Consider the following 22,158-nt stretch of genomic DNA (forward strand, 5'->3'; position numbering starts at 1 on the left):
AATGAAATAATTCCTCCTAAAACTTGATTTAATCCCTCAGTTTGAAATTAAAAATTTAAATTCAACGCCAACTATCTTAATCTTCTGATCAATCTTCCTCTTTCCATTTTCTAATTTATCTAAATGATGAGGTGTGTAAACAAATGTGTAGTTACCCAAAAAAGGAAGACCTGCAAATGATTTCTCAACTGAATCTTTTGCAATTGCACAAGAAGGCAAATCGAGTTCATCAGATTCTAAGCATCCTATTATATTATTTGTATGCTTTACGAGGCTGGGCATTTCATTTCGAACATTCGATAAATACCCAGTCAAAGATTTCCAATAAATATCATTTACAGAGGGAGAGCTACTTGGATCTTTTGATAAAAGTTGAAGCCATTTCAGTGAAGTGTATCTATTTTCTAAATTATTATTTTCAGGCAATTCCGAATATGTAGTTTTAACCTTAGAGCACATAAAATTCTGAGTATGTACAGGATTGAATAAATATGGAAAGCTTTTTCCATATTTATTTTTATTTATTTCCAATTTTTTCATAAAATTACTATATTTATCATTATTATAATTAATAAAATTCTCTCCGCAAGATTCCGAATTTAATGAATTTTTATCAAGACCATCACGCATTAAATATGCAATACCATCTTGAGATTTAAATGCTGAATAGTTATACTCATCTATTCTTGGATTTTCTTGTATAATATTTACAGTCATTTCGATAAGACGTGAATTATAGTATTCATTATTAAATTCACCCAGAATAAGGTTCTTAATTGAGAGAAATTTCTCATTAAAATTTAAACTTGAAATACCATTTGTATTGAGAGCATCCAAAAACTGATTGTCAAATATCTGCTCATGATCATCAGAAATTATTAGCAATTTATCCCTAATATCACTTGAGTAAAATTTTAAACTTATAATTTTTTTTTGACTGTGTGACCAATCATTTTTAAATGAGAGCTCTTCTTGTAAAATTTTAAGATCAATCATACAACTTTGTGCATCCTTGAATGATGCAAGATAGGAACAGCTAATTTTTGTTCTTGAAATTAAATCTAAAATATTCGAGTAGTCCTCAGTTACGAAAATCATTGACACTGAAGGCATATTTAAAACTTTATTTTCTGCTAAGTTTAAATAATCCTTAGCAAGAGATCCAACTTCATTTATAATTGGACTATATTTCGAAATACTTTCCAATATTGGGCCATGTGAGCTAACTTCTCCAAAATAGTTCAAATGTGGTTGATTGATTTGTAATAGTTGATCTTGTAAGCGTTTATATTTTCTTTGCAAGCGCAAGGGATTGAGTATTCCAGGATTGATATAATTATAAGAAAGCCCTTTTATGTTCAGAAAGCTATTGGAAAGCTCAGGCTCTGATTTTATATATGCATCACACTGCGCTTCATTCCAAAACATATTTGCTAAAAGATCAGCAGGAGATTGTTCGATTGCAACTTTGCTTGCGCTAGAACAAACCAATCGTTTTAAATCAATCTTAATTGCTTTTTCTTTGATCAATGAGAGCTCGGAGCACAATGAAATAAAATCTGTAGGAACTTCTCCCGTTTTATTTGTGCTACAATTATTTCCACTTAAAGCAGCCGTTGCAAACTGACCCGCCTTGAGTAAGTCGGCTGCAATAATAAGCTTTAAAGGGAGCTTATTATTTTCTTCAATTGAGTTTGTATTTTTAAGTTGTGAAATTATTTGTTTGAGGTCATCTTGTAGACTTTCATTAGGCAAAGTAACAGGCATATTCAACTCTTTTGCAGAAGTCACTCCATTCCAGCGATAAACAGCGCGCTCATAAAAGCCAATAGCAGAAAATGCTTCTGCTAAAGTTCTAAGCTGATAATCTAGATTCTCTTCTCTTATACCTTCTTTAAATCCAAATAAATATTTTTTATTTCCATTCTCATCTTCAGAGTAAATTCTTGGAATCTTATCTTCAAAAGAACGCCCTTTTTCAACCAACTGATAGGCAATCGCAGCAGAACGAATTAGTCCATTTAATTTAGCAAAACGACTTTTGTAAAAATTGTCTTGTTCGTTCCAATTCTCATTTTCTGCAGGATCGTCTGTACTGAGCGATTCCTGATTAAATGGTGCTAATGGAACTCTTTGCAAAATATTCATAAGTTGAGCATTCGCCAAAAACAATTCAGGATAATAGCATGCATATATATTAGTATTTAATGGTTTCTCAGATTGAGAGAGTTTGCTAATTCTATTGAGAATACTCAATATAGGTATTGCTGAATTACCAACATGACTGAGAAGATCTTTTTTGCTATATTCTTTAAATATTTCATGAATTTCATTTTTAAACTCTGAGTTATCAATTGAACAGTTTTTTATTCTTTCCTCAATATCTGCATATGACACATGGGAACTAGTTCCATCTTTAAATTTAGAATTTGCTGCATTAAAACTTATTGCATTGATACGCTTTTCATTTACGTTATCCGCATTTAAATATACTACCTTTTTTTTTGCGCAAGAATAGAATAAAAAGATTGAAAATGAAAATACTATAACTCTTATGAACTTATTTTTTTCAAACATACATTAAATCCTTAAAAAAATTTTATTAATTATTAAATCACATTTTATTCAAGGAATCAATAACACTTGTTTTATAAAATAATCTTAGCCTTCAATTTCTTTATAAAATATCTTGTGAGCTGGTTTATGAATCTATAATTGCGCTTTTTTTGTGCATTTAAATAATAAGTCAAAACAGCCTTACCCCAAATCATTTCGGGTCGCACAGGTGAAGCGGGTGGCAAAGAATCACGCCCGAAGAATGTGAATTATATTATCAAATATCGTTAAGTTTATTAAAATTAATTTCATAATTATATATAAGTTTTGAAATGAAATCATAGTTAAATCCAAATAAATTTTTTATTTCACTTTCAAATAATACTTCACTTGGCCACATCACAATCCGTTCTGCTTTCCGAGAAAATAATATCCTCTATTGAAGTTTGAACCCTTTTTGGATAAATAACAAGCAGACAAAAAGGGGGATCCGCATGATAATCGGCTCACATTTAGAAAAAATATTTAATAGCAATGAAGAAAAATCTGAAAATTCTTACGGTTTAAAGCATTTTCCAGCAAATAAAGTGACAAAGCTAAATTATGACAGCAACAGACCCCTTGAACAGCGCCATATTCATTTAAATCTCGATATTGATTTTAAAAACAATACGCTACATGGTATAGCATATATTATCTTTCAAACAAAGATAGAGCAGATAGAAAAGTTTTTTCTCGATGCAAATGAGCTGAATATTTTTCAAGCTGCGTATGCTCCTTTTAACTTCGAAGATTATTTTTCCGGAAAAAAGAATTCTGAACTTTCGTTAAAAAAATTGGAAAAAATTCAGTACAAAGAATGTTCTTATGAAAGCACGAGTGATAAATTACATATAACCCTGCCCGTAAAGTTAAAAAGCAATCAATATTTTATCTTGAAAGTGAAATACAACACCATTGAACCCAATGCAGGCATGTATTTTATTCATAAACAGACAAAAAGTCATGCCAAATACAATTGCATCTGGACCCAAGGGCAAGACACAGATGCTTCTTTTTGGTTCCCGTGTCAAAACGATCCCCGTTTGAAAGTCACGACTGATCTAGAAGTGACTTTTCCTAAAGACTGGAATGCACTTTCAAATGGTGTAAAAGTCACGGAAAAAATAGAAGGCAATAAAAAATATCAACATTGGAAAATGAATAAAGCAAACTCACCTTATTTAGTGGCACTCGTTGCAGGTGAACTTGAACTTTATTCCGACATTTGGCGAAAAAAAGAAGTCGCAATTTTAATTCCGCAAGAACACAAAAAACAAAAAGAAGTGATCCTAAACGAAACAAAAGAAATGCTTGAATTCTATTCCAACTATTGGGATTATGAGTTCCCTTGGGAAAAATACGGGCAAGCATTTATCGCAGACTTTATTTACGGCGGTATGGAAAACACTTCTATTACTATTAATACAGATGAAGTCTTAGGTCCCGTTCATTTTAGTTTGGGCACTGATTTCCGCTCTATTTTAATAATGCATGAAATGGCTCATCAATGGTTTGGCGATTTACTCACCTGCAAATCTTGGTCTCAAGGTTGGCTTAACGAAGGCTTCGCCACTCAAAGTGAAATGCTTTGGGATGAATTTAAAAATGGCAAAGTCAGTGGTATTTTTTATGCTCGTGATCATTTATTATCAGGCTACTTACAAGAAGCAAAATCATACTTACGGCCTATCGTTTGCTCGCAGTACGAATACCCAGCAGAAATATTCGATGCTCACTTATACCAAAAAGCAGCACTCTTTTTAAATTATTTAAGAGATATTATGGGAGAAAAAGTATTTCAAAAATCCATAAATCATTATTTAAATAAAAATGCTTTTAAAGCTGTTGAAACTTTAGATTTAATGAATGCGATCCAAGAGTGTAGCGGTATAAATCCCGCCCCTTATTTCGATAATTTTATATTCCGAGGTGGACACCTTATTCTTGACGTGCATATTTCAATGTCAGAATTAAATGCCAATTTTGTTGAAATTAAAGTTGAACAGAAACAAGAAATTTCAAAAGAATTCCCACTCTTTTCTTTCGAAACTTATATCGTAATTTATTATACGGATGGTAGTAGCGAAGAGATTAAAGTTTACGTCGACGAGAAAATTAAGAAAATTATTCTTCCGCTTAAGCAAAAAATTTCTTTTTGCATATTTGATCCTCGCTCCACCCTTATATCTGAAACTGAGCAGAAAATACCAGAAATACATTGCAGAAATATCTTAAAAAATAACGACTCGAGATTAGCTTACCTAAAATACATTGCCACAAAATGTATTTTAGCGCATTTTCCAAGTCGAGAAAATTTAAAATATATTTTAGATTGGTTGAAAATAGAACCCAGTTTTCGTGCTCGTGAATCCACATATTGTTTATTGGCAGATAAAGGTTCACAATATGCCTATGATCTTCTAATACAAATAGAAGAAAGACACTCCCTGTGTCGCGCTGCTTATCTCACAGCTCTAGCAAAATGTTATCATGAACAGCCTAGTAAAATATTTGAGCAGCTTGTTAAGTTAAGCCAAAATGAAAAGGAAAGCCTACATGCACAGAGAGCTGCACTGCTTGGGATCAACCAACTTTCTAAGAATTATTGCTTACTGAGAAAAGAAGAATATAGAAAAAAAATACTGAAACTCGCCGATGAAATAATAGAAGAAGGTTCTTTCCATGGTCTCCTTGAAAATGCAGCTTTTAGTTTAATTGCAGAATTAGGTAACAGCAAATATATAGCGAAGCTCATTCCAATTACGGAAGAGTTTGTCCAGCATTGGCGAATAAACACAGGTGCTTTGATGGCTCTTGCACAAATTGTCTCACGCTATCCTGAATTGCGCTCTGAGGTTCGCCCCGCCTTAAATCGCTTTGCCAAAATATATTTTCCAACCCGGGTCGTCATGACCATGCCGCAGGTGTGGATCGCTAGCCAAGATCCCTGGTATGAAAATGCTTTTTATCAATATGTCAATCGGAAAAATTATGGTTTATTTTCTTTCCTTATTCCACTTGCAAGAAGATCTCTTGCCCAATTTGCCAAAAATATAGAAAAAGAAGCTATAGGTGAAAAATTGGTAGAAATTGTTGAACTGAAAGAAAAGCTTGCAAATTTAGAAAAAGAAATAAAGGAATTAAAACTTATTTTGCCTTTAAAAGAGAAGCAAAATTCGTAATCCGTGTGTTACTTTTCTTTTTTCTTTTTTGCCATTCATTTAGAATATTCACTTTTGCTTGCGATTTTTCACTTAATGGAACAACAGAATTGGCAAAGACTTGATCGCGATTGCGCATCGCATCGGCACAAGCAATAGCGAGGGCATCGGTGGCATCGAAGGGAAGTTTGTCAAAGTTAAAGCCCAACATGGAGGACATGATTTTTGCAATGGCAGCTTTTTCTGCTCGTCCATTGCCAGAAATGATTTTCTTAGCAGAAGTGGCACTGATTTCTGAAATCACTAAGCCAAGCTGATGCGCTTCAGATAAAATAACGCCTCGCGCATGTCCCAAAAACAAAGCCGTGCGTGGATTGTCAGCTAAAAATGACAACTCTAGACACATATGACTTGGCTTATAAACCTCGACCACACGTCTAAATTCAATAGCCAAAGTTGCTAAGCGTGGAGGAAGTTCTTTTTGCACATCCAATTTCCATGCACCTGCAGCAATTGCTTTTAAACTTTTTTGTTCTGAGAGATCGACAACGCCATAACCCGCAATGCGTGTGCCCGGATCAATTCCAATTATGCGCATAAAAATTGTTTATCCATATGATTTTTATTGAGCATTATTATCGTTTACTTGCTTGTTACTTTGCTTACTATCTAATGAAGACTTACTTTCTGCTTGCTTGTTACTTTGAGTACTTTCAGATGAGGACGTGATTTTAGCAGTGGGTAAATCGCCCTGTAAAGGCGCAGTGAGAATATTTTCTTTATTTTCGTATGATTCAGCGAAAATTAAAATACTTGCACACACGCCTGCAGTAATCAGACTCCCAATGACAAACACATTTTTTCTAAATTTTGTTTTTTCCGAAATTCTAGACAACTGGTGACTCCTAGAATGAAGTTGTCGATAAATGCCTCTTTCTTTCTACGGCAACCACAAGACCAATGCAACTCAATGCTGTGATCATATGTGTCCCTCCATAACTAAAAAAGGAAAGAGGCACACCCACAACTGGAAAAACTCCTAATACCATGCTGATATTTATAATAAAATGAAAGAGAAAAAAACCGCCTACCCCAACAGAAACAAGCGCTGAAAAAGAATCTCTAGCACGATCTGCTGTCTGAAAGATTTGAATAATAAGAGCGGAAAATAAAAATATCAGAAGAATACAACCAACAAACCCATGCTCTTCTGCCCACACAGAAAAAGCAAAATCCGTGTGTCGCTCCGGTAAAAAATTAAGGCGCGCTTGTGTCCCTTGCCCAAATCCCTGCCCCCAAAGGCCACCACTTCCCACTGCGATCATACTCTGAATAGAGTGATATCCGGATCCCCTCGGATCTAGCATGGGATTAATAAAAGTTAACACCCTTTGTTTTTGATAGTCATATAGAACAAAATTCCATGCTAAAATAATGCAAGAAATTGTTATAATTAATAAGGTTAAAATACTTTTTCCACGCACTTTAACTGTAGATATTTGTAATCCAGAAATGAGTAAAACTAAACTTGCTGTACCCAGATCGGGTTGGGCTAGAATTAATAAAAAAGGCAAAGCAACTAATAAAATTTGTCGCCATAAACTTAATAAAGAAAATTCTGAAAAACCTTTCATCATATTAAAACTTTGCGCAACCATTAAAATAATAATAAATTTTGCAAATTCACTCGGCTGTAAACGAATAGGACCAATAACAAGCCAACGCTCAGCACCCTTTGCACTTCGGCCAAAAATATCAACAGATAGCAACATTATACATACAAGGATATAACCTAAAAGACTGAGTCGCTCTATGCTTTTTAATTCTAAAAAGACACCCCAAAATAAAGCCGCAAGAGTTCCAAGTAAAATAAAAGTGATTTGATCATAAAAGCGCATAGAATTTACAGTTGCATTGGTTGCACTGTATAAATTATACAAACCAATTAGAATTATTGCATATGATGTTGCTATGATCCCCCATGGCATTCCTTTGAATTTATCCCGCAAAAGAGAAAGCAAAATCATACAACTATTACCTCAATTCATCAGGAAGATTTACAGGTTCTGTTTCGTTACCTTCTTCATGCACATCAATATCTTGTTCTGGTGGAGCATCTTCTCCCACACCATGGGTCATCGGTGATGACATTGCTGTTTTACTCGTACCTGCAAATTTTTCAGGAAATTTTTTCCGCCAAAAGGCTTCGATGATTTGTTGGGCGATGGGTGCAGCATTAGCTCCCCCACCTCCCCCATCGTATTCGCTAAAAACAACCACAGCAATTTCAGGAACATCACTGGGGCTATAAGAGGCAAACCACGCATGGTCAAGCGCTCGAAAGGCAACATCATCTTGATTCACGCCTTTCGTGAATTTTAAGGCCGATGTTTGCGCCGTACCTGTCTTTCCAGACACTGTAAAACCAGGAACTCTTGCTTTTTTTGCGGTCCCCTCGGGTGAATGCACAACATCATACAATCCTTTTTTAATCAGTGCGACATTTGCAGGATTGAGTTTAATTTCTCGAATTAAAGTTTGGCGTTCTTCAAAGATAATTTTCCCTTGATTGTCTACGATTTTTTTTAAAAAATGTGGTTTAAATAATTTACCACCATTGCCCATTGCGGCAAAGGCATTCAATATTTGAATAGGTGTACAGAGATTAAATCCTTGGCCAATCGAAGCATTTATGGTATCCCCACTCAACCATGGCAAACCTTTTGTTCGCAATTTCCATTCTGTTGACGGGGAAATTCCAGGTAATTCCATATTTAAATCAAGCCCAGTTCTCTCACCTAAGCCAAACAATCTTCCCCATTTTGAAATGCGATCGATCCCTAAAAGATTGCCAATATTGTAAAAAAATACATCACAACTTAATTTTAATGCATTTTCTAAGTTAACAGCACCATGTCCTGTGTGCTTCCAACATTTCCATCTGCCATTGCCTAAAACGAAATATCCTGGACAATTGAATTTTCTCTCACCAGTAATAATTCCCTCTTCTAGAGCTGCAATGGCAACAATAATTTTAAATGTCGATCCAGGGGGATAAGCTCCTCCTGTAACTTTATCAAGGAGTGGTTTAAATGGATTTGCGCGCAGAGTTTGCCAATCTTCAATTGTCAAACCATCTTGGTACATAGAAAGTTTATAATTAGGATTTGATAAATAAACAAGAATTTCACCATTTCTTGGATCAATTGCACAAACAGAACCATTTTTATTTCTAAAAGCATCACTCGCTACTGCTTGTAATTCTGAATCAATCGTTAAATAAACATCATTTCCTCTTTGCGCAGCTCGACTTAAATTTATCGTAATATCCATCGAAGAATCTGCTTGTAAACGACCTAGAGCATCGACAAGTAAAGCTTCACGTCCTTCTCCCCCACGGAGATATCTTTCATATTTACGCTCAATCCCAGCTTTGCCAATAATCGATCCCACACGATATTGATAATTTGAAACCTGGGAATTTAAAATATCCAATTCTTTTGAGGTTACTTCACCTAAATATCCAAATAAATGTGCAGACTCATTGCCCAAATAATCTCTCCGAGGCGCTGAATCCACATCCACTCCAGGTAAAAAGAATTTATTGGATTCAAGAGTAGCAACTTCATGCAAAGACAAATTGCGTTTTATTCTCACTGGAACGAATCTTGGGTTTGCCTGCGACTCCACGAGTTTACGTTCAATTAGACTTACTGGAATATGAAAAAGATCTGCAACGATAGATAATGTTTTTGTTTTATTCTGCAAATATTGTGGTATAATAATAAGATCAAAAAACAAGCGATTGGATAACAAAATACGACTTTGTCGATCATAAACAAGTCCACGTGGAGCGGGACGTGTGATTTCACGCACACGATTTCTTTCAGAAGCAATGGAAAAATCGGATCCTTTGATAATCTGTAAATACCAAAGACGCGCTGTGATAGCTGCACTGATTCCTAAAAAACAAGTGACGATGATATTCCTTCTCTTTGGATCCGAAACCGACTCTTGTTTTGATCGACTCTCACTCATTACAAAATCTCCAGCCTTTCAATACCTATTAAATCTCATTTATTTTCTTTTTTTCATATGAAGGAAGATATTCAAAAAAAGAATCGATATAAATTAATAATCTAAATACAGGTAGAGCAATTAATATTGTTACAAAAAATCCCTGCCAAGAACTTGCAATTAAATACAATGCCGTTGTGAATCCTCTTGGCACAATTGTAAAATAAAACAATAAATATTTAAGAAAAAATAAAGACATAAATATAAATGTCTGACCTAAAAAACTGCTGATTACAAATATTCTTGATAAAAGATTTGAAAAAACCAAGACAAGTAAAAAATACATAATATAAAATCCATTAGGAGCAGCAGAGGAAATTTGCATAAGCAAGGCTGCAAACAGAATTTTAATAATCGATAAAAAAAGAAAATGTTCAATACACATATAAATAACTACAATACTTACGATGTCTATATAAAACCATGGCGATGACATTTTAGCTAATAAACAGGATTGAAAGTAAATACAAAAAATAAGCGTTAAGAGTGAAAAAGCAAAATGCGATGTTTTACTTCTTAAAATATTAATTTTAGCCACCGGATTTCTCCGCATTCGATTCTAGCAATTTCTTCATCCATTCCACTCCGCCCACTTTTCGAATGACATCGACTTCTCGGTTTGGATTTAATAAAACCAATGCTTCGGATAGGTCAGAGAAAGCGACTTCAGGACGCACTTCCACAATTTGCGTCACACCATCGGAAGCTATTTTAATATTTGAAACTTTTCCCACCAAAATTCCGCTCGGAAATGAACCCGTGAGACCGCTTGTTACGATTTCATCGCCTACTAAAATGCTACTTCCTCGCTCTAGGTATTTAAATTGCAAAAGATTGGCCAAGCCACCTTGGAGGACTCCACGTCTTCTGTTGCGTGCAACTATGACGTCTAAGTTGCTATTTGGGTCAATGATCAACAAGACATCTGCATAGCTCATCCCCACCCGCATCACGACACCCACGACACCCTCTTCACCGACAACACCCATACCGTGCTGGATCCCTGCTTTAGTTCCTTGATTGATTCTTACATTTTTATATACAAACGATGGATCTGACCCCGTAACTTCACAGGTGACAAATTTGACCGAGGTACGTTCTGTTAAACTTAGTAATTTTCTTAATCGATTGTTTTCTAAAACAATATCATCAAGTGTTTTGATTTTTACTTTTAATTCAACATTTTCTCTTTGTAGGTCATCCACTTCTTTACGTGCATTTTTTAAATCAATATAAGAATGATATGAAGAATATATGAAATGGCTGGTAGAAAGAAAAACAACTTCAATAGGTTTGCTTATTGTATAGACAAATTTTTCCAAGATACTCAGTTCTTTTTTTGAAGTATGAGCAGTTGAAAAAAAGAACATTGTAAAGATTAATGTGATAACAGCAACCAACCAAAATCCATAACGTCGAAATTGTAGCATTTTCTACCCATAATTATTATGTCTAATTTAAAAGCAAATATAGCAATTTTATAAATCTTGTAAAATTCTAAGGCTTATTCTTTGGAAAATAAAGTTCATATCGAGTAATGTTTGAAATTATCCGCAAAAAATGCGAGATAATGTTGACGGTTTTATGTAGAGGAGTTCACAGTGCGTCTGAATACTAAAATTTTTTCATCGGTAAGCACCAAGTCACTCATGCTAGGCATTGTTATTGTATCTGCTTGTGCTGCCTTCGTTTTCACAGGTTTTGGCAGTCTAAACCCTGGCAATTTAGCAGGCCTCGATCCAAACACAATTGCTCAAATTGGATCCGAAAAAATTGACGTGCAAAGATTTTCTGCGGCTATGCGATCGCAGAATATATCGAGCACAACTCCGCCTGAGCAACGCAAAGCAATTGCTCAACAAATACTCAATCAAATGATTCAAGAAAAAATTCTGATTGAGCAGGCAAAAAAAATTGGTTGGTCCGTAGATCAATCTGAAATCGCCTCCATTCTCAAAAGTTCACCTTATTTTCAAGATCCACAAACTCAGCAATTTGATATAAAGTTGTTGAAAGGCTATATTAATCAAAATGGAATGAGCGAAACTGAATTTTATGCTTATTTGCAGCAACAAATTGCAATACAAAAAATGCAAAATCTCTTATTTATGCCGATCGTTCTACCTGAAAAAATCATAGAAGTAGAGAATCAAATAAAAAATGAAGAATTCAAAATTCAATATGCCGTCATAAAACCATCTGATGCATATTTGAAAAATAAAATTTCTGCACAAGCGCATAAATACATTGAAGACAAAGCACAATTACAAAACTTAATGACACTTTTTGAAAACTCAAAAAATCAGTACCAACAAAAAGCTCAAGTTAAATCTTTGTCTATTCTTGTCTCTTACAAAACAGCTCAACGTGCACAAGGTGAAGCTCTCAATAGAAGCAAAGAAGAAGCTTTATCTCTTGCAAAACAAATAGAAAGTAAATTAAATTCAGGAGCTGATTTTTCTAAACTTGCTGTTGAAAAAAATGATGATCTCACTGCAAAAAGTAACAAAGGAGATATTGGATTTGTTGATGATACGCGCATAGATGAGCTTTCTATGAAAGCATTGTTAGCATTGACTCCTGCAAAACCACTTTCACAGGTTATTGATACCCCATTTGGATATCGTATTTTTAAATTTATTGACTCTAAACCAGCAGTTGTTAAAAAATTTGATGATGTTAAATTTCAATTAGCAGAACAATTCGTAAGTCAACAAGTACAGAGTAGCATCGAAGACGAAATGCAAAAAAATATCAGCGAAATTATTGCTGCTAAAAATATATCAAATTTGAATAAAGTCTTAGCTGAGAATAATATTTCATGGCAATATTTAAATAAACCATTTAAAATTTCTGACTCCTATATTCCTGAACTTGGTATGACAGATGAACTTGCGGCAAATATATTTGCTTTGAAAAATCCTGGAGACACTCTCCCCAAAATTATTAATTTTGGCTCTAAAAAAGCAATTATCAAACTGGTGTCAAAAACATCAGCACCCTCTTTGACTCCAGAACTTGCGCAAACATTAAAAAATCAAATACTTTCAACTACAACCCAAGAATTTATGAAGAGCGTCCAGCAGTCACTTAATAAAAAATATGAAAAAGATGGTAGCATCAAAATAAACACTGCTTTAATAAATTGAAATTGAGTCTGAGTTTTTCCATGATTATGAAAAAAGCAGTTTTCGCCACTTTAAGAGGTGATCATTTTGCATAATGAAGTTGATGTCTATATTGTTCAAAAGCAGACGACATGGGAACGATACACTCAACGCCCTTTAAATGTTGACTTTTTTGATTATCTTGAACGTGACGGACAAACCCATCAACCTCTGCGCTTTGCACATGAGGAACATTTAAAAAGCAGAAAGATCTTAATTGACAGTCTTGAGAAATATCAATTATCTTATAAAATATATAATTTAGATGAAGTTACGCAAAATAACATCTGTTTCTTTAATGAAAAATGTGATCAGTCCGGACTCCGCCCGCAGAGAAAACTTGTGATTTCCCTCGGTGGAGATGGAACACTTTTGCACGCAAGTCACCATGTTGGAGCAGATATTAATTTGCTTGGAATCAACTCTTGTCCAGAGCATTCCGTAGGACATTTATGCCCAATTATTCCTAAATATATTGAAAAAGCAATAGAATGTTTTGTTAAAAATGAGTATAAAACTAAAGCAATTCGCAGATTAAAATTAGAAACGTCTCACCAGCAAAATCTTCCTTTAGCTTTAAATGATATTCTACTTTGTAATAGACATCCTGCGGCAACGAGCCGTTACCAAATTTCAGTTTGTGCAGAAAATGGCCTAAAGGAAATTGAGTCTGAAAAGCAACTTTCAAGCGGTTTGTGGGTTGCTTCTGCAGCTGGCAGCACGGCAGCTATTTCAGCATATGGATTTAAGAAATCCGAAATAACTGCAAAAGATATTCATGTTGCAGTAAGAGAACCTTACAATCCAAGACATGAAGTTCTAAAAATGAAAAAATTCTCGTTAAACGGAGATAAAAATTCTCTCTCGTTTTTTTCAAGAATGCGACAAGGCTTGGTCTGCGTTGATGGTCCGGATTTTTGTACTCATCTTGGCTTTGGTGATTCCGTGCACATCAGTTTACCTGAAGAGTGCGAATTACAGCTTATCCTTGATTTTTTAGGCAAAGTTCCGACCTTTTCATTTGATAAGTAAGCATGAAATGATTAATGTTAAAATGTTTAAAGGAGGGGTTTTCAACAAATGAAACACCACAATTATGGAAATGAATTTTACATCACAACAAAACAACAAGAACTAGTTGCATGGGCACGCAGCAATTCTATGTGGCCATACCCATTTGGTACAGCATGCTGTGGTATTGAACTTATGTCCGTTATGGGACCAAAGTATGATTTAGCACGTTTTGGTGCTGAAGTTGTTCGCTTTTCTCCTAAGCAAGCCGATCTCTTAATTGTAGCAGGTACGATCACTGAAAAAATGGCTCCTGTGATTAAACGTATATATGATCAAATGCCTGAACCTAAATGGGTTATTTCCATGGGCGCCTGTGCTTCTTCGGGTGGATTCTACCGTGCATACCACGTCGTTCAGGGAGTCGATAAATTAATTCCCGTAGATGTTTATGTACCAGGCTGTCCTCCAACTCCCGAGGCTGTTATTGATGGAGTTATGCAACTTCAAAGCAAAATTAAAGAAACAGCAAAGCAAAAAACAGTGAAGGAAAAAGATCAAGCATGAAGGATGAAAAGTTGCGCATCCTTATTATTGAGGATGACAAAGACCTCAATAATCTTCTTAGATATACATTAGAAGCATCAAATGATTTTGAGGTTAAATCACATTTTGATGGGGATGGAGCTTTCGAACTCATCCAAGAATTTTTACCTGATCTTGTCTTACTTGATGTTATGTTACCAAATATATACGGAACTGAAATTTTAAAATCCGTTCGCGATAATAATGTAACAGCAGGGACCTTAGTAATTTTACTCACGGCCCGCTCACAAGAAAAAGATAAAGTCGAAGGTTTTGAGTCTGGCGCCGATGATTATATTACTAAACCATTTTCTCCACGCGAATTATTATTAAGAGTTAATGCGTTATTAAGGCGTTCTCATACCTTAAAATCAAATCCTCTTAATTTAGTGAATTCATCACAGAACAATTCTAAAGAAGAAGACAAGACATCCACTCAACTTACAGAAAATAACCATAAAACCATTGTCGCTGGCCCAATTAAAATATACCCAGAGGAATTCAAAGTAACAGTGGGAAATGAGTCTGTTTCTTTAACTGCGACAGAATACCAGTTACTTATTTTTCTTGCTGAAAGAGTTGGTAAGTTACAAAGCCGCGAAGCTTTATTGCAAAAAGTTTGGGGATATGAAGGGCATGTAAATACAAGAACGGTTGACACTCATATTAAACGCTTAAGGCAAAAGCTTGGAACAGCAGGCTCTTTGATTGAAACTATTCATGGTTTCGGATATCAATTGATAGATTCTTAATCTTCATTTAAAATCTTTAAAATTTTTAATTCTTTTAAATCATTTATCTTGTTTTGGGCTGTGAAAATCTGCTCTTTATGGCAGTTTTCAGTTCCCTGATTGACACCATTTAACATATGGCAAAATATTTTTTTTGAATTGAGACGTTGAATGTCTAAATTATTATTTGCTAAATTTCTTATATAGGCCAAAACAAATTGCTCTGATGTACTTAATATATATATATTATCACCTTTCATATAATAATGAATGTCATCTGTGCGTAAATAATTACTTAATCCTCTAAATTCTGTGATTAAAAGTATTTGTCCTTTTGTGTCAGGGAAAAATCCATTCTCAATTTTATGAGCATACATTGAGTTGTATATTTTCATAAGTTGAATACGTGCTTCTGATTGTTGCCCCTTTGCCTTTAAAGTAGAAACCCTCGGCACGACCAATGCACCTAATATTCCAATAATTGACAGTACTAAAATAAGGCTGACAACAGTGTATCCTCGTGTCATTTTAAAATTATAAAAATATTTATAAAAAGCCAATAATATCATATTTAATAAAATCCTCAATAAACTTAAATTGCTTATCGATAGCTTTCGCTCAAATTTAAACCTTTTTTCTATGTGAAAGAGATATTTCTTTTTATATATTGATATTTCTTAACTCTTCTCATATCTTAGAAAGAGTTAAGAAAAAAGGACGAGTCTGTATGTATATAAATACAAATTTTCGTATTAGCGGTTGGCTATTTCCTGATGGAAACTGGATAGATTGCAATCCTTGGGAGCATTTAAAAGCTGCCAAAGAGCTGCCTTTTTTGATCGAAAAATCTAAAACATGCAATAAGTTACAATCACTTTGGGAACATGAAGATGAAGAATTGCTCCGCTCAGAATTAGCAAAAATTGGAATGATTAAAGTATGTTACTACTTAATCGACGCAGATTTTTTAAATACAGGTCAACTTTATAAACTACAAGAATTATTTGCTCTTTCACCTTTAGATGAAGAAATTGAGTTTATTGGTAGAATTAAGCTGAAAATACAGGTACGAATTTTCCTTAAAATCAAAGATCCTGAGAGGTTAAATAACCTTTTTTCCTAAATCTTAAAATATCTTTTAAAATTCCTTATATAGTGGACGAGATAGTCCGAAAAAAGTTAAAGAGGATGCGATCTATTTATATTTTAAATAAACAGATCACAAACTCTTAGTATTAGACGGATAAAATTATGGCAAATTTTAGTGTCACAGGAAATGAGTTTAAAAAAATCAAGGAATCATATATAAGCTATTTAAAGGCGTATATGAAATTAAATAATGGTTCACCAGAAGGAGCAACATCATTTTCGGATTTTTATATTTACAAAACTTTCACGAGCAAATATTCAGATCCTAGAAAATTCATGACGCATGGAATAAGATAAATAAAAGGAATTAAAGTGACAGAAAGAAGTCTATTTTTAAAAGAAAAAGAATTAGAAAACTCTACTGAAAATATTGAGCGTAATATTTTGCGTTACAAAGAAAAAATATTGCCATTTTATAAATCTACAGGATCGACGCATCAGTTTTTAGGTATGAATGACATACCTATTTCATGTCGAATATTTACAAATCCAAATGCGACAGCAAAAATTCTGCTTTGCACAGGTTATAACGAATCATATCTAAAATATGCAGAGCTCATCATGAATCTATTTGAAATGGGTTACTCAATTTTTTGCTTCGATCACCGAGGACAAGGTTTTTCAGGTCGATTTAAAGAACAAGCAAAAAGAGGGTTCGTAGATAATTTTGCAAATTATGTTGATGATCTTTCCTTTTATTTTGAGAATATTGTCAACAGCCAACAAGTGCAATTACCAACTTTTATTCTTGCCCATTCCATGGGGGGAGCAATAGCTACATTAGCTGTTTGTGGAAAAAAAATTAATCCCCTTGGCGTTATTCTTTCTTCACCTATGCATGGTATTGCTCTTTCACCTTATCGCTTCTTAGAATATCCAATCTATCTTCTTACAAAAATATTTTGTAAATTTGGTAAAGAAAAAGAATATGTTTTTGGCCAAACTGATTGCATCCCTTTTAGACCTTTTGAAGGAAATGATGTCACAAATTCAAAATTTAGATATGATGTTTGGCGCAATCATATTGCAGAAATAGAGGATATGCAATTAGGTGGTCCCACATTTGGCTGGATGTCTGAAGCTATAAAAGCTTCTCGGCAAGCACGACATATGGGCTATGATAACAATATTCCATTTTTACTTTTACAGGCTGAAAATGACACGGTTGTAGTAAATTCGACTCAAGATATTTTTATCAATAAATGTGCAAACAGTGAAAAATTTATTCTTGAAAACGCACAACACGAAATATTAATGGAAGTTAATTTTATACGCGAAAAAGCTTTAGAACAGATCCGCAAATTCATTTATAAGAAAATAGAAAGCAGAAAAACTTAAGACATAATTTTTTTTATATTTAAGTCCACTCAAGCTAGATGGAATTTTGTTGAACAAGATGTTTTTTTATAGCATATATTTGCATAACAAATGCAGAAATTAAAACAAATGCACCGCAGTAAAGAAAAAGTCCTCCCCAAGAGGTATAAGAAACGATTAATAATGAAAATATAAGTAATCCAAATATATTTGTAAGTGATGACATAAAAACAAGCTGACCAAAATAGACACGTTTCAAAGCGCTGTCTAATACAGGAAGCTCAGCAATCCAAGAGCGAAATCCATTGACTAAAGTTGTCATACCTAATGCCAAAATAATATTTCCTATACTTAAAATGTATATATTTTTCCCAATTCCAATTAAAAGCAGTCCTCCACCTGCGAATATTCCCGCTATTTCTCTATATCGGGTTAAGATGGGCCATTTTATTGTAATGATACTTGCAAGAAACATAGAAAAATACTGAATTGTCATAAAAACTGCGACAACATTGGATTCAATTTTTAATTGCTTTAAATGAACAAGAACTCCTCCGTTATATGTTGAAACAATTATATTTATAACGATAACAATTGCCCAAAAAGAAAAATGTTTCTTATATAAATACATAATATCTTTATATTTAACAATTTTATTTCTTATTTCAGATTTACTCATGATATCAAAAGGGAAAAAAAATTTAAAATATAATGCAGAAGAAAAAGCAGCAATTGAATTTAAAAAAATGATATAAATGAATGGTGAGTTTAAATTTAATAATAGCATTGATAATATTGGAGAAACCACTCTACTTATAGTACTCATAGTTGAATCAAAATGCAAATAACTTATATTAGCATGCGAAGATAAATATTGCTGACTCGATGCACTAAATAAACAGGAAAAAAGATTTACTATTAGAATAAATACTGCGAAGTAATATTTATTTTCTAAGACATTTTCACCAAATGACATAAGAAAAATCAAAATAGGAAGCAAAATAATTCCTAAAAATAAGTTTCCAAATATTAAAACCATTCGTGAGGTATATTTCGATATTCTTGGCAATACAATCCAATTTCCTATAAATATACCAAATACGGATGAAATCATTACAAACGGTATTTCTACCTCTCTGCTGTACTCCACTAAAAATAAAAGTACAGCTGCATTTGCTATATGAAAACCTAAGTTTGAGATAAATCTGCCAAAAATAAGGTTATATATATCTTTTTTTTGCATGAATCAGCCGTATATTTTTGCACATAGACTACATGCTGTAGATTTGGAATTCATTCTCAAATCTAAGTTTTTATAATCTTTGTTCTTATGGAGCAAGTAATCTTCAAATGATCCTAAACTCAAAAATAAAAATTTATCATCAAAATGTGCTGTTGAAAATATTTCAAAAATAGACTTATCATCAAGTTTACTTAAACTAACATGTTTTTTTGGAAAAATAGTCCCAGTGCAATAAACCCAGCCCTCATTTGGATAAATAGCAGAGCGGTATCTCACAGGGCATTGCATTTTACTTAGATCAACTTCTTTTAGTTCCTCTTTTACCAATAAGGATTTACCTCGGCCAGATTTACTAAAATCAGATCTGTAATTCCATATAATTTGTTTTTCAAGTCCTTTTTCTTTAGCTGCTCTTATAATTTTTTTCAAAATTTCATTATCATTTAAAAATTCAATATCAAATATACATTTTCTGCCAATTATTTCATAATGGCGTTTAGCAAAATTTAGTACATGGTCGATTGATATATAAGGTAAATGAAATTCTCCAGTGCTAATTTTAACCGAATCATGTTCATTTACCCCAAACCCAACATTTTTTAGCTTTGTTAATATTTCACACAACTCCTGATCTTTTTCGCCAAGAAAACCATTGCTAAACGGAACAATTCTTTCAACACCAAATTTTCTTAACTCACCGACAAGCTCTACTAATTCATTTGGAAATTGAAAAGGCTCTCCTCCAGATATCCCAACTTCATTTAATCCGAGCGAAACCCAGTCTTTAATATTTGTTCTTATATTATTCCATGAAATAAATTTTTTCTTATTTTCAGAATGACTTGCATTATAACAATGAGAGCACCTAGCATTACAATATAATGATGTTGTTATTCCCACACTTTTTGGTAACCAAACAGGATAAACTCTCTCAACAAAGGAAACGATATTTGTATCCGAAATATTCTTGTCAATTGATGAATAATAACTAAAAATTTCAAACCTTGACAACCCCCAAAATGAATCTAATTCAGAATTCTTTTCCATCCTTATTGACTCAGATTGCCATTTATATTTTTTACCTAGCTTTTCGATTAATTCTGAAGCGTTTTTTTCTTTTCTAAAATTCTGCAGAGAAATCTTCCCCTGAACTGATTTGACTTTCACAATTCCTGTGAGCGAAAACTTCTCATTTAAATAACCATCGGCAGATAGAAGAATTGAATTATCATTACTTAATATGTGAAATTCTTTAACGAAATTATATAGAAAGGGAATATCTTCTTCTTTTTTTATCAAGTCAAATTCTATTTGTTGAGCAGCTATTGCTGCTGCGTAAAAATAGAATTTTGTTTTATGAAAATATGGAAGATTGGCATCTCTAACATATTCTAAAAAACCTATTAGATCACCCCATCCACCAAAATCACCCGCAATAGGATTGGAGTTGTCTAAATAATCCTCTAATAAGCCATCCAAAATTGTGTCATTTAGAAATGCTTTTTTCAGAGTCCCCACAATCCATTCTTTGCGGTCACGCCTGTATCTCTCTTTTTGAATTTGAACGCCAATATGATTTAAATTAAAAACCACCTAAAGGTTTCGTTTAAAATCCGAGAATTGTTCTAGCACGCCGAGTCTCCTTTAGAATATCCTCAAAAGGAGGAATATTTTGTTCCCTTTCAATAGTTATTAAAGTCTCATCACTAAATATATTTTTATATTTTTTTAAGAGTTCCCAAGATCTTTCTGTCACTGAGCTTGAATGTGAATCTCGATAAAAATTTTCTACCCAATCTCCACCAGCTAAATGCACTTCGCCAATCTCAACTCCAGCAAGTATTTCAAATTCTCTATCTGCTGATATATTAAAATTTATTTCATTTGCAGCGAGATTCGAAATATCTAAAAGCATTTTAGATTTTCTATTTTTAAAGCATTTTGCAAATATTTCAACTCCACTTTTTTGATAATCCATGAGGAAAGGAGCTGCTGGGTTCTCAAAATAAAAAGGACATAACGGAATTTTAGATTCTAAAAGATCGAGTCGAGTATTTAAAAGATTTTCAGCTTCTTGGCCCATTGGTGCTGGAGTTAAACTCGAAAATCCAATTCCATCCAAAGACATTAAGGCATAGTGATCGGCCCAAGCAAGAAATGAATTTTTATTCAAAAACTCTTCATGCAAAATAAGTTTATTTGAATCCCATGGTTTTGGATCGAGCAATGATAATGAATATCCATGAGCCGTCGCAGGTTTATTTTCTAAAATCTTTGTCAAAGTCTCTTTTGCTTTATAATCTTTTCTATAAATAAATCCTTCTATAGCTATTTCTACGAAATCGATTTCAGGGTGAGTTAAGGCTTTATCAAAATAATCAGTTGATACATGTTGTGGAGAAAGAGAAATCCCAATTTTCAAATTATTTAACTCCAGAAAAGAAAAGAGCACATAAAAATGTGCTCTTTATATGAAAATTACTATGTATAACACACAGAATATTTATTTACATAAAACAGATAGTATGACCAGCAACTTCGATATCTTCTATTACAATTACAACTTCGTTACTTTCCATAGGAACCTCCGTGTTAATGTTTAGATTTTAATATATACTAATTTAGTTGTAAGTCAAAAGAAAAATTAGAAAATTTATAATTAATTATTTTTAACTTATGGTTATCTTTAAAATTACAATAAATAATATAAAAATAATAAAATTAAATTTTTTATTAAAATTAAATTTAATATCTTAAATGTTAAATAAATTTTTTATAATTAAATTAATAACGCATTAATTTTGACATAAATTTTAAAAATTTTTCAGAATACAAGCACGTAACAATTCCGATAAATTATCGCTTTTTGCTAATAAATAGTTTAAGTTTAAAAACCGTGTTCTTGGCTAGAAGATTCACAAAATTAATAAATTATTTCAAATCTCTATCTTCAAGCTCATGGCCATAAATTTAATAATTCAATGATAAATATAAAAAAAAGCCCCTCGGTTTTTACCGAGGGGCTTTAGAAATAAAAGGCTGCACAGAGCTACTCTCCCACACTTAAGAGTGCAGTACCATTGCCGCAGACGGGCTTGACTTCGGAGTTCGGAATGGGA

At 33.2% G+C, this 22,158-nt stretch carries 19 protein-coding genes and 1 rRNA gene; 8 read left to right on the forward strand and 12 right to left on the reverse strand.

All coding sequences use genetic code 11. The annotated features are described in order from the left end of the window. Window positions 1-36: 36 nt before the first annotated feature. Complete coding sequence (locus H7355_RS03710; protein WP_186645335.1) at window positions 37-2,577, reverse strand: hypothetical protein; 2,541 nt, start codon at window positions 2,575-2,577, stop codon at window positions 37-39. A 473-nt stretch (window positions 2,578-3,050) separates the two neighbouring features. Between H7355_RS03710 and H7355_RS03715 the strand changes: the two genes are divergently transcribed. Then, window positions 3,051-5,780 (forward strand): M1 family metallopeptidase, encoded by a 2,730-nt coding sequence (locus tag H7355_RS03715; protein ID WP_186645337.1) that lies wholly within the window; start codon window positions 3,051-3,053, stop codon window positions 5,778-5,780. Here H7355_RS03715 and H7355_RS03720 read toward each other — a convergent pair. The 6 genes from H7355_RS03720 to mreC are packed head-to-tail and all read right to left on the reverse strand — an operon-like array spanning window position 5,746 to window position 11,266. After that, complete coding sequence (locus H7355_RS03720; protein WP_186645339.1) at window positions 5,746-6,357, reverse strand: crossover junction endodeoxyribonuclease RuvC; 612 nt, start codon at window positions 6,355-6,357, stop codon at window positions 5,746-5,748. The genes H7355_RS03715 and H7355_RS03720 overlap by 35 nt on opposite strands. A 24-nt stretch (window positions 6,358-6,381) precedes the next feature. Beyond that, the gene (locus H7355_RS03725; RefSeq protein WP_186645340.1) at window positions 6,382-6,654 is read right to left on the reverse strand and encodes a hypothetical protein; all 273 of its coding nucleotides are present in this window, start codon (window positions 6,652-6,654) and stop codon (window positions 6,382-6,384) included. A gap of 10 nt (window positions 6,655-6,664) precedes the next feature. After that, window positions 6,665-7,786 (reverse strand): rod shape-determining protein RodA, encoded by a 1,122-nt coding sequence (rodA, locus tag H7355_RS03730; RefSeq protein ID WP_186645342.1) that lies wholly within the window; start codon window positions 7,784-7,786, stop codon window positions 6,665-6,667. Window positions 7,787-7,793: 7 nt separating this feature from the next. After that, a complete protein-coding gene (mrdA, locus tag H7355_RS03735) occupies window positions 7,794-9,797 on the reverse strand; it encodes a penicillin-binding protein 2 (RefSeq protein ID WP_186645344.1) in 2,004 nt (667 codons plus the stop codon). A 28-nt stretch (window positions 9,798-9,825) separates the two neighbouring features. Then, window positions 9,826-10,374 (reverse strand): hypothetical protein, encoded by a 549-nt coding sequence (locus tag H7355_RS03740; protein ID WP_186645346.1) that lies wholly within the window; start codon window positions 10,372-10,374, stop codon window positions 9,826-9,828. After that, window positions 10,367-11,266 (reverse strand): rod shape-determining protein MreC, encoded by a 900-nt coding sequence (gene mreC / locus H7355_RS03745; protein WP_186645348.1) that lies wholly within the window; start codon window positions 11,264-11,266, stop codon window positions 10,367-10,369. The genes H7355_RS03740 and mreC overlap by 8 nt, the downstream gene beginning before the upstream one ends. Window positions 11,267-11,437: 171 nt before the next feature. Between mreC and H7355_RS03750 the strand changes: the two genes are divergently transcribed. From H7355_RS03750 to H7355_RS03765, 4 genes are all read left to right on the forward strand, one after another. Then, window positions 11,438-12,985: a SurA N-terminal domain-containing protein gene (locus H7355_RS03750; RefSeq protein ID WP_186645350.1), complete on the forward strand. Its 1,548-nt coding sequence runs from the start codon at window positions 11,438-11,440 to the stop codon at window positions 12,983-12,985. A 66-nt stretch (window positions 12,986-13,051) separates the two neighbouring features. Beyond that, window positions 13,052-14,035 carry an NAD(+)/NADH kinase gene (locus H7355_RS03755; RefSeq protein WP_186645352.1) on the forward strand — a complete coding sequence of 328 codons (984 nt, stop codon included), beginning with the start codon at window positions 13,052-13,054 and terminating at the stop codon, window positions 14,033-14,035. Window positions 14,036-14,083: 48 nt separating this feature from the next. Next, entirely contained in the window at window positions 14,084-14,581 is a 498-nt protein-coding gene (locus H7355_RS03760; RefSeq protein ID WP_186645354.1) for an NADH-quinone oxidoreductase subunit B, read from the forward strand. Further along, window positions 14,578-15,351: a response regulator transcription factor gene (locus tag H7355_RS03765; RefSeq protein ID WP_186645356.1), complete on the forward strand. Its 774-nt coding sequence runs from the start codon at window positions 14,578-14,580 to the stop codon at window positions 15,349-15,351. The genes H7355_RS03760 and H7355_RS03765 overlap by 4 nt, the downstream gene beginning before the upstream one ends. On the opposite strand, the gene H7355_RS03770 is transcribed toward H7355_RS03765, so the two are convergent. After that, on the reverse strand, window positions 15,348-15,899 hold the full coding sequence (locus H7355_RS03770; RefSeq protein WP_186645358.1) for a type II secretion system protein: 552 nt from the start codon (window positions 15,897-15,899) through the stop codon (window positions 15,348-15,350). The two genes, H7355_RS03765 and H7355_RS03770, sit on opposite strands and share 4 nt — an antisense overlap. 158 nt (window positions 15,900-16,057) lie before the next feature. Between H7355_RS03770 and H7355_RS03775 the strand changes: the two genes are divergently transcribed. From H7355_RS03775 to H7355_RS03785, 3 genes are all read left to right on the forward strand, one after another. Then, on the forward strand, window positions 16,058-16,453 hold the full coding sequence (locus tag H7355_RS03775; protein WP_186645360.1) for a hypothetical protein: 396 nt from the start codon (window positions 16,058-16,060) through the stop codon (window positions 16,451-16,453). A 128-nt stretch (window positions 16,454-16,581) separates the two neighbouring features. Then, complete coding sequence (locus H7355_RS03780) at window positions 16,582-16,776, forward strand: hypothetical protein (protein WP_186645362.1); 195 nt, start codon at window positions 16,582-16,584, stop codon at window positions 16,774-16,776. 15 nt (window positions 16,777-16,791) lie between these two features. Further along, entirely contained in the window at window positions 16,792-17,817 is a 1,026-nt protein-coding gene (locus H7355_RS03785; RefSeq protein WP_186645366.1) for an alpha/beta fold hydrolase, read from the forward strand. A 34-nt stretch (window positions 17,818-17,851) separates the two neighbouring features. On the opposite strand, the gene H7355_RS03790 is transcribed toward H7355_RS03785, so the two are convergent. From H7355_RS03790 to rrf, 4 genes are all read right to left on the reverse strand, one after another. Then, on the reverse strand, window positions 17,852-19,039 hold the full coding sequence (locus H7355_RS03790) for a hypothetical protein (protein WP_186645367.1): 1,188 nt from the start codon (window positions 19,037-19,039) through the stop codon (window positions 17,852-17,854). Window positions 19,040-19,042: 3 nt separating this feature from the next. Continuing rightward, window positions 19,043-20,632 (reverse strand): radical SAM protein, encoded by a 1,590-nt coding sequence (locus H7355_RS03795; protein WP_222435651.1) that lies wholly within the window; start codon window positions 20,630-20,632, stop codon window positions 19,043-19,045. Between the two features lie 13 nt (window positions 20,633-20,645). After that, window positions 20,646-21,461 carry a multinuclear nonheme iron-dependent oxidase gene (locus H7355_RS03800; RefSeq protein WP_186645369.1) on the reverse strand — a complete coding sequence of 272 codons (816 nt, stop codon included), beginning with the start codon at window positions 21,459-21,461 and terminating at the stop codon, window positions 20,646-20,648. 614 nt (window positions 21,462-22,075) lie between these two features. Then, window positions 22,076-22,158, reverse strand: a 5S ribosomal RNA gene (gene rrf / locus H7355_RS16255); the annotation flags it as partial.

It is taken from the genome of Fluviispira vulneris, assembly GCF_014281055.1.
In the GTDB taxonomy this organism is placed as follows: domain Bacteria; phylum Bdellovibrionota_B; class Oligoflexia; order Silvanigrellales; family Silvanigrellaceae; genus Silvanigrella; species Silvanigrella vulneris.

Coding starts and splice junctions, on each gene's coding strand:
- H7355_RS03770 (WP_186645358.1), bottom strand. CDS start 15,899: ATGATATTATTGGCTTTTTATAAATATTTTTATAATTTTAAAATGACA.
- H7355_RS03715 (WP_186645337.1), top strand. CDS start 3,051: ATGATAATCGGCTCACATTTAGAAAAAATATTTAATAGCAATGAAGAA.
- mreC (WP_186645348.1), bottom strand. CDS start 11,266: ATGCTACAATTTCGACGTTATGGATTTTGGTTGGTTGCTGTTATCACA.
- H7355_RS03775 (WP_186645360.1), top strand. CDS start 16,058: ATGTATATAAATACAAATTTTCGTATTAGCGGTTGGCTATTTCCTGAT.
- H7355_RS03760 (WP_186645354.1), top strand. CDS start 14,084: ATGAAACACCACAATTATGGAAATGAATTTTACATCACAACAAAACAA.
- rodA (WP_186645342.1), bottom strand. CDS start 7,786: ATGATTTTGCTTTCTCTTTTGCGGGATAAATTCAAAGGAATGCCATGG.
- H7355_RS03720 (WP_186645339.1), bottom strand. CDS start 6,357: ATGCGCATAATTGGAATTGATCCGGGCACACGCATTGCGGGTTATGGC.
- H7355_RS03710 (WP_186645335.1), bottom strand. CDS start 2,577: ATGTTTGAAAAAAATAAGTTCATAAGAGTTATAGTATTTTCATTTTCA.
- mrdA (WP_186645344.1), bottom strand. CDS start 9,797: ATGAGTGAGAGTCGATCAAAACAAGAGTCGGTTTCGGATCCAAAGAGA.
- H7355_RS03780 (WP_186645362.1), top strand. CDS start 16,582: ATGGCAAATTTTAGTGTCACAGGAAATGAGTTTAAAAAAATCAAGGAA.
- H7355_RS03765 (WP_186645356.1), top strand. CDS start 14,578: ATGAAGGATGAAAAGTTGCGCATCCTTATTATTGAGGATGACAAAGAC.
- H7355_RS03790 (WP_186645367.1), bottom strand. CDS start 19,039: ATGCAAAAAAAAGATATATATAACCTTATTTTTGGCAGATTTATCTCA.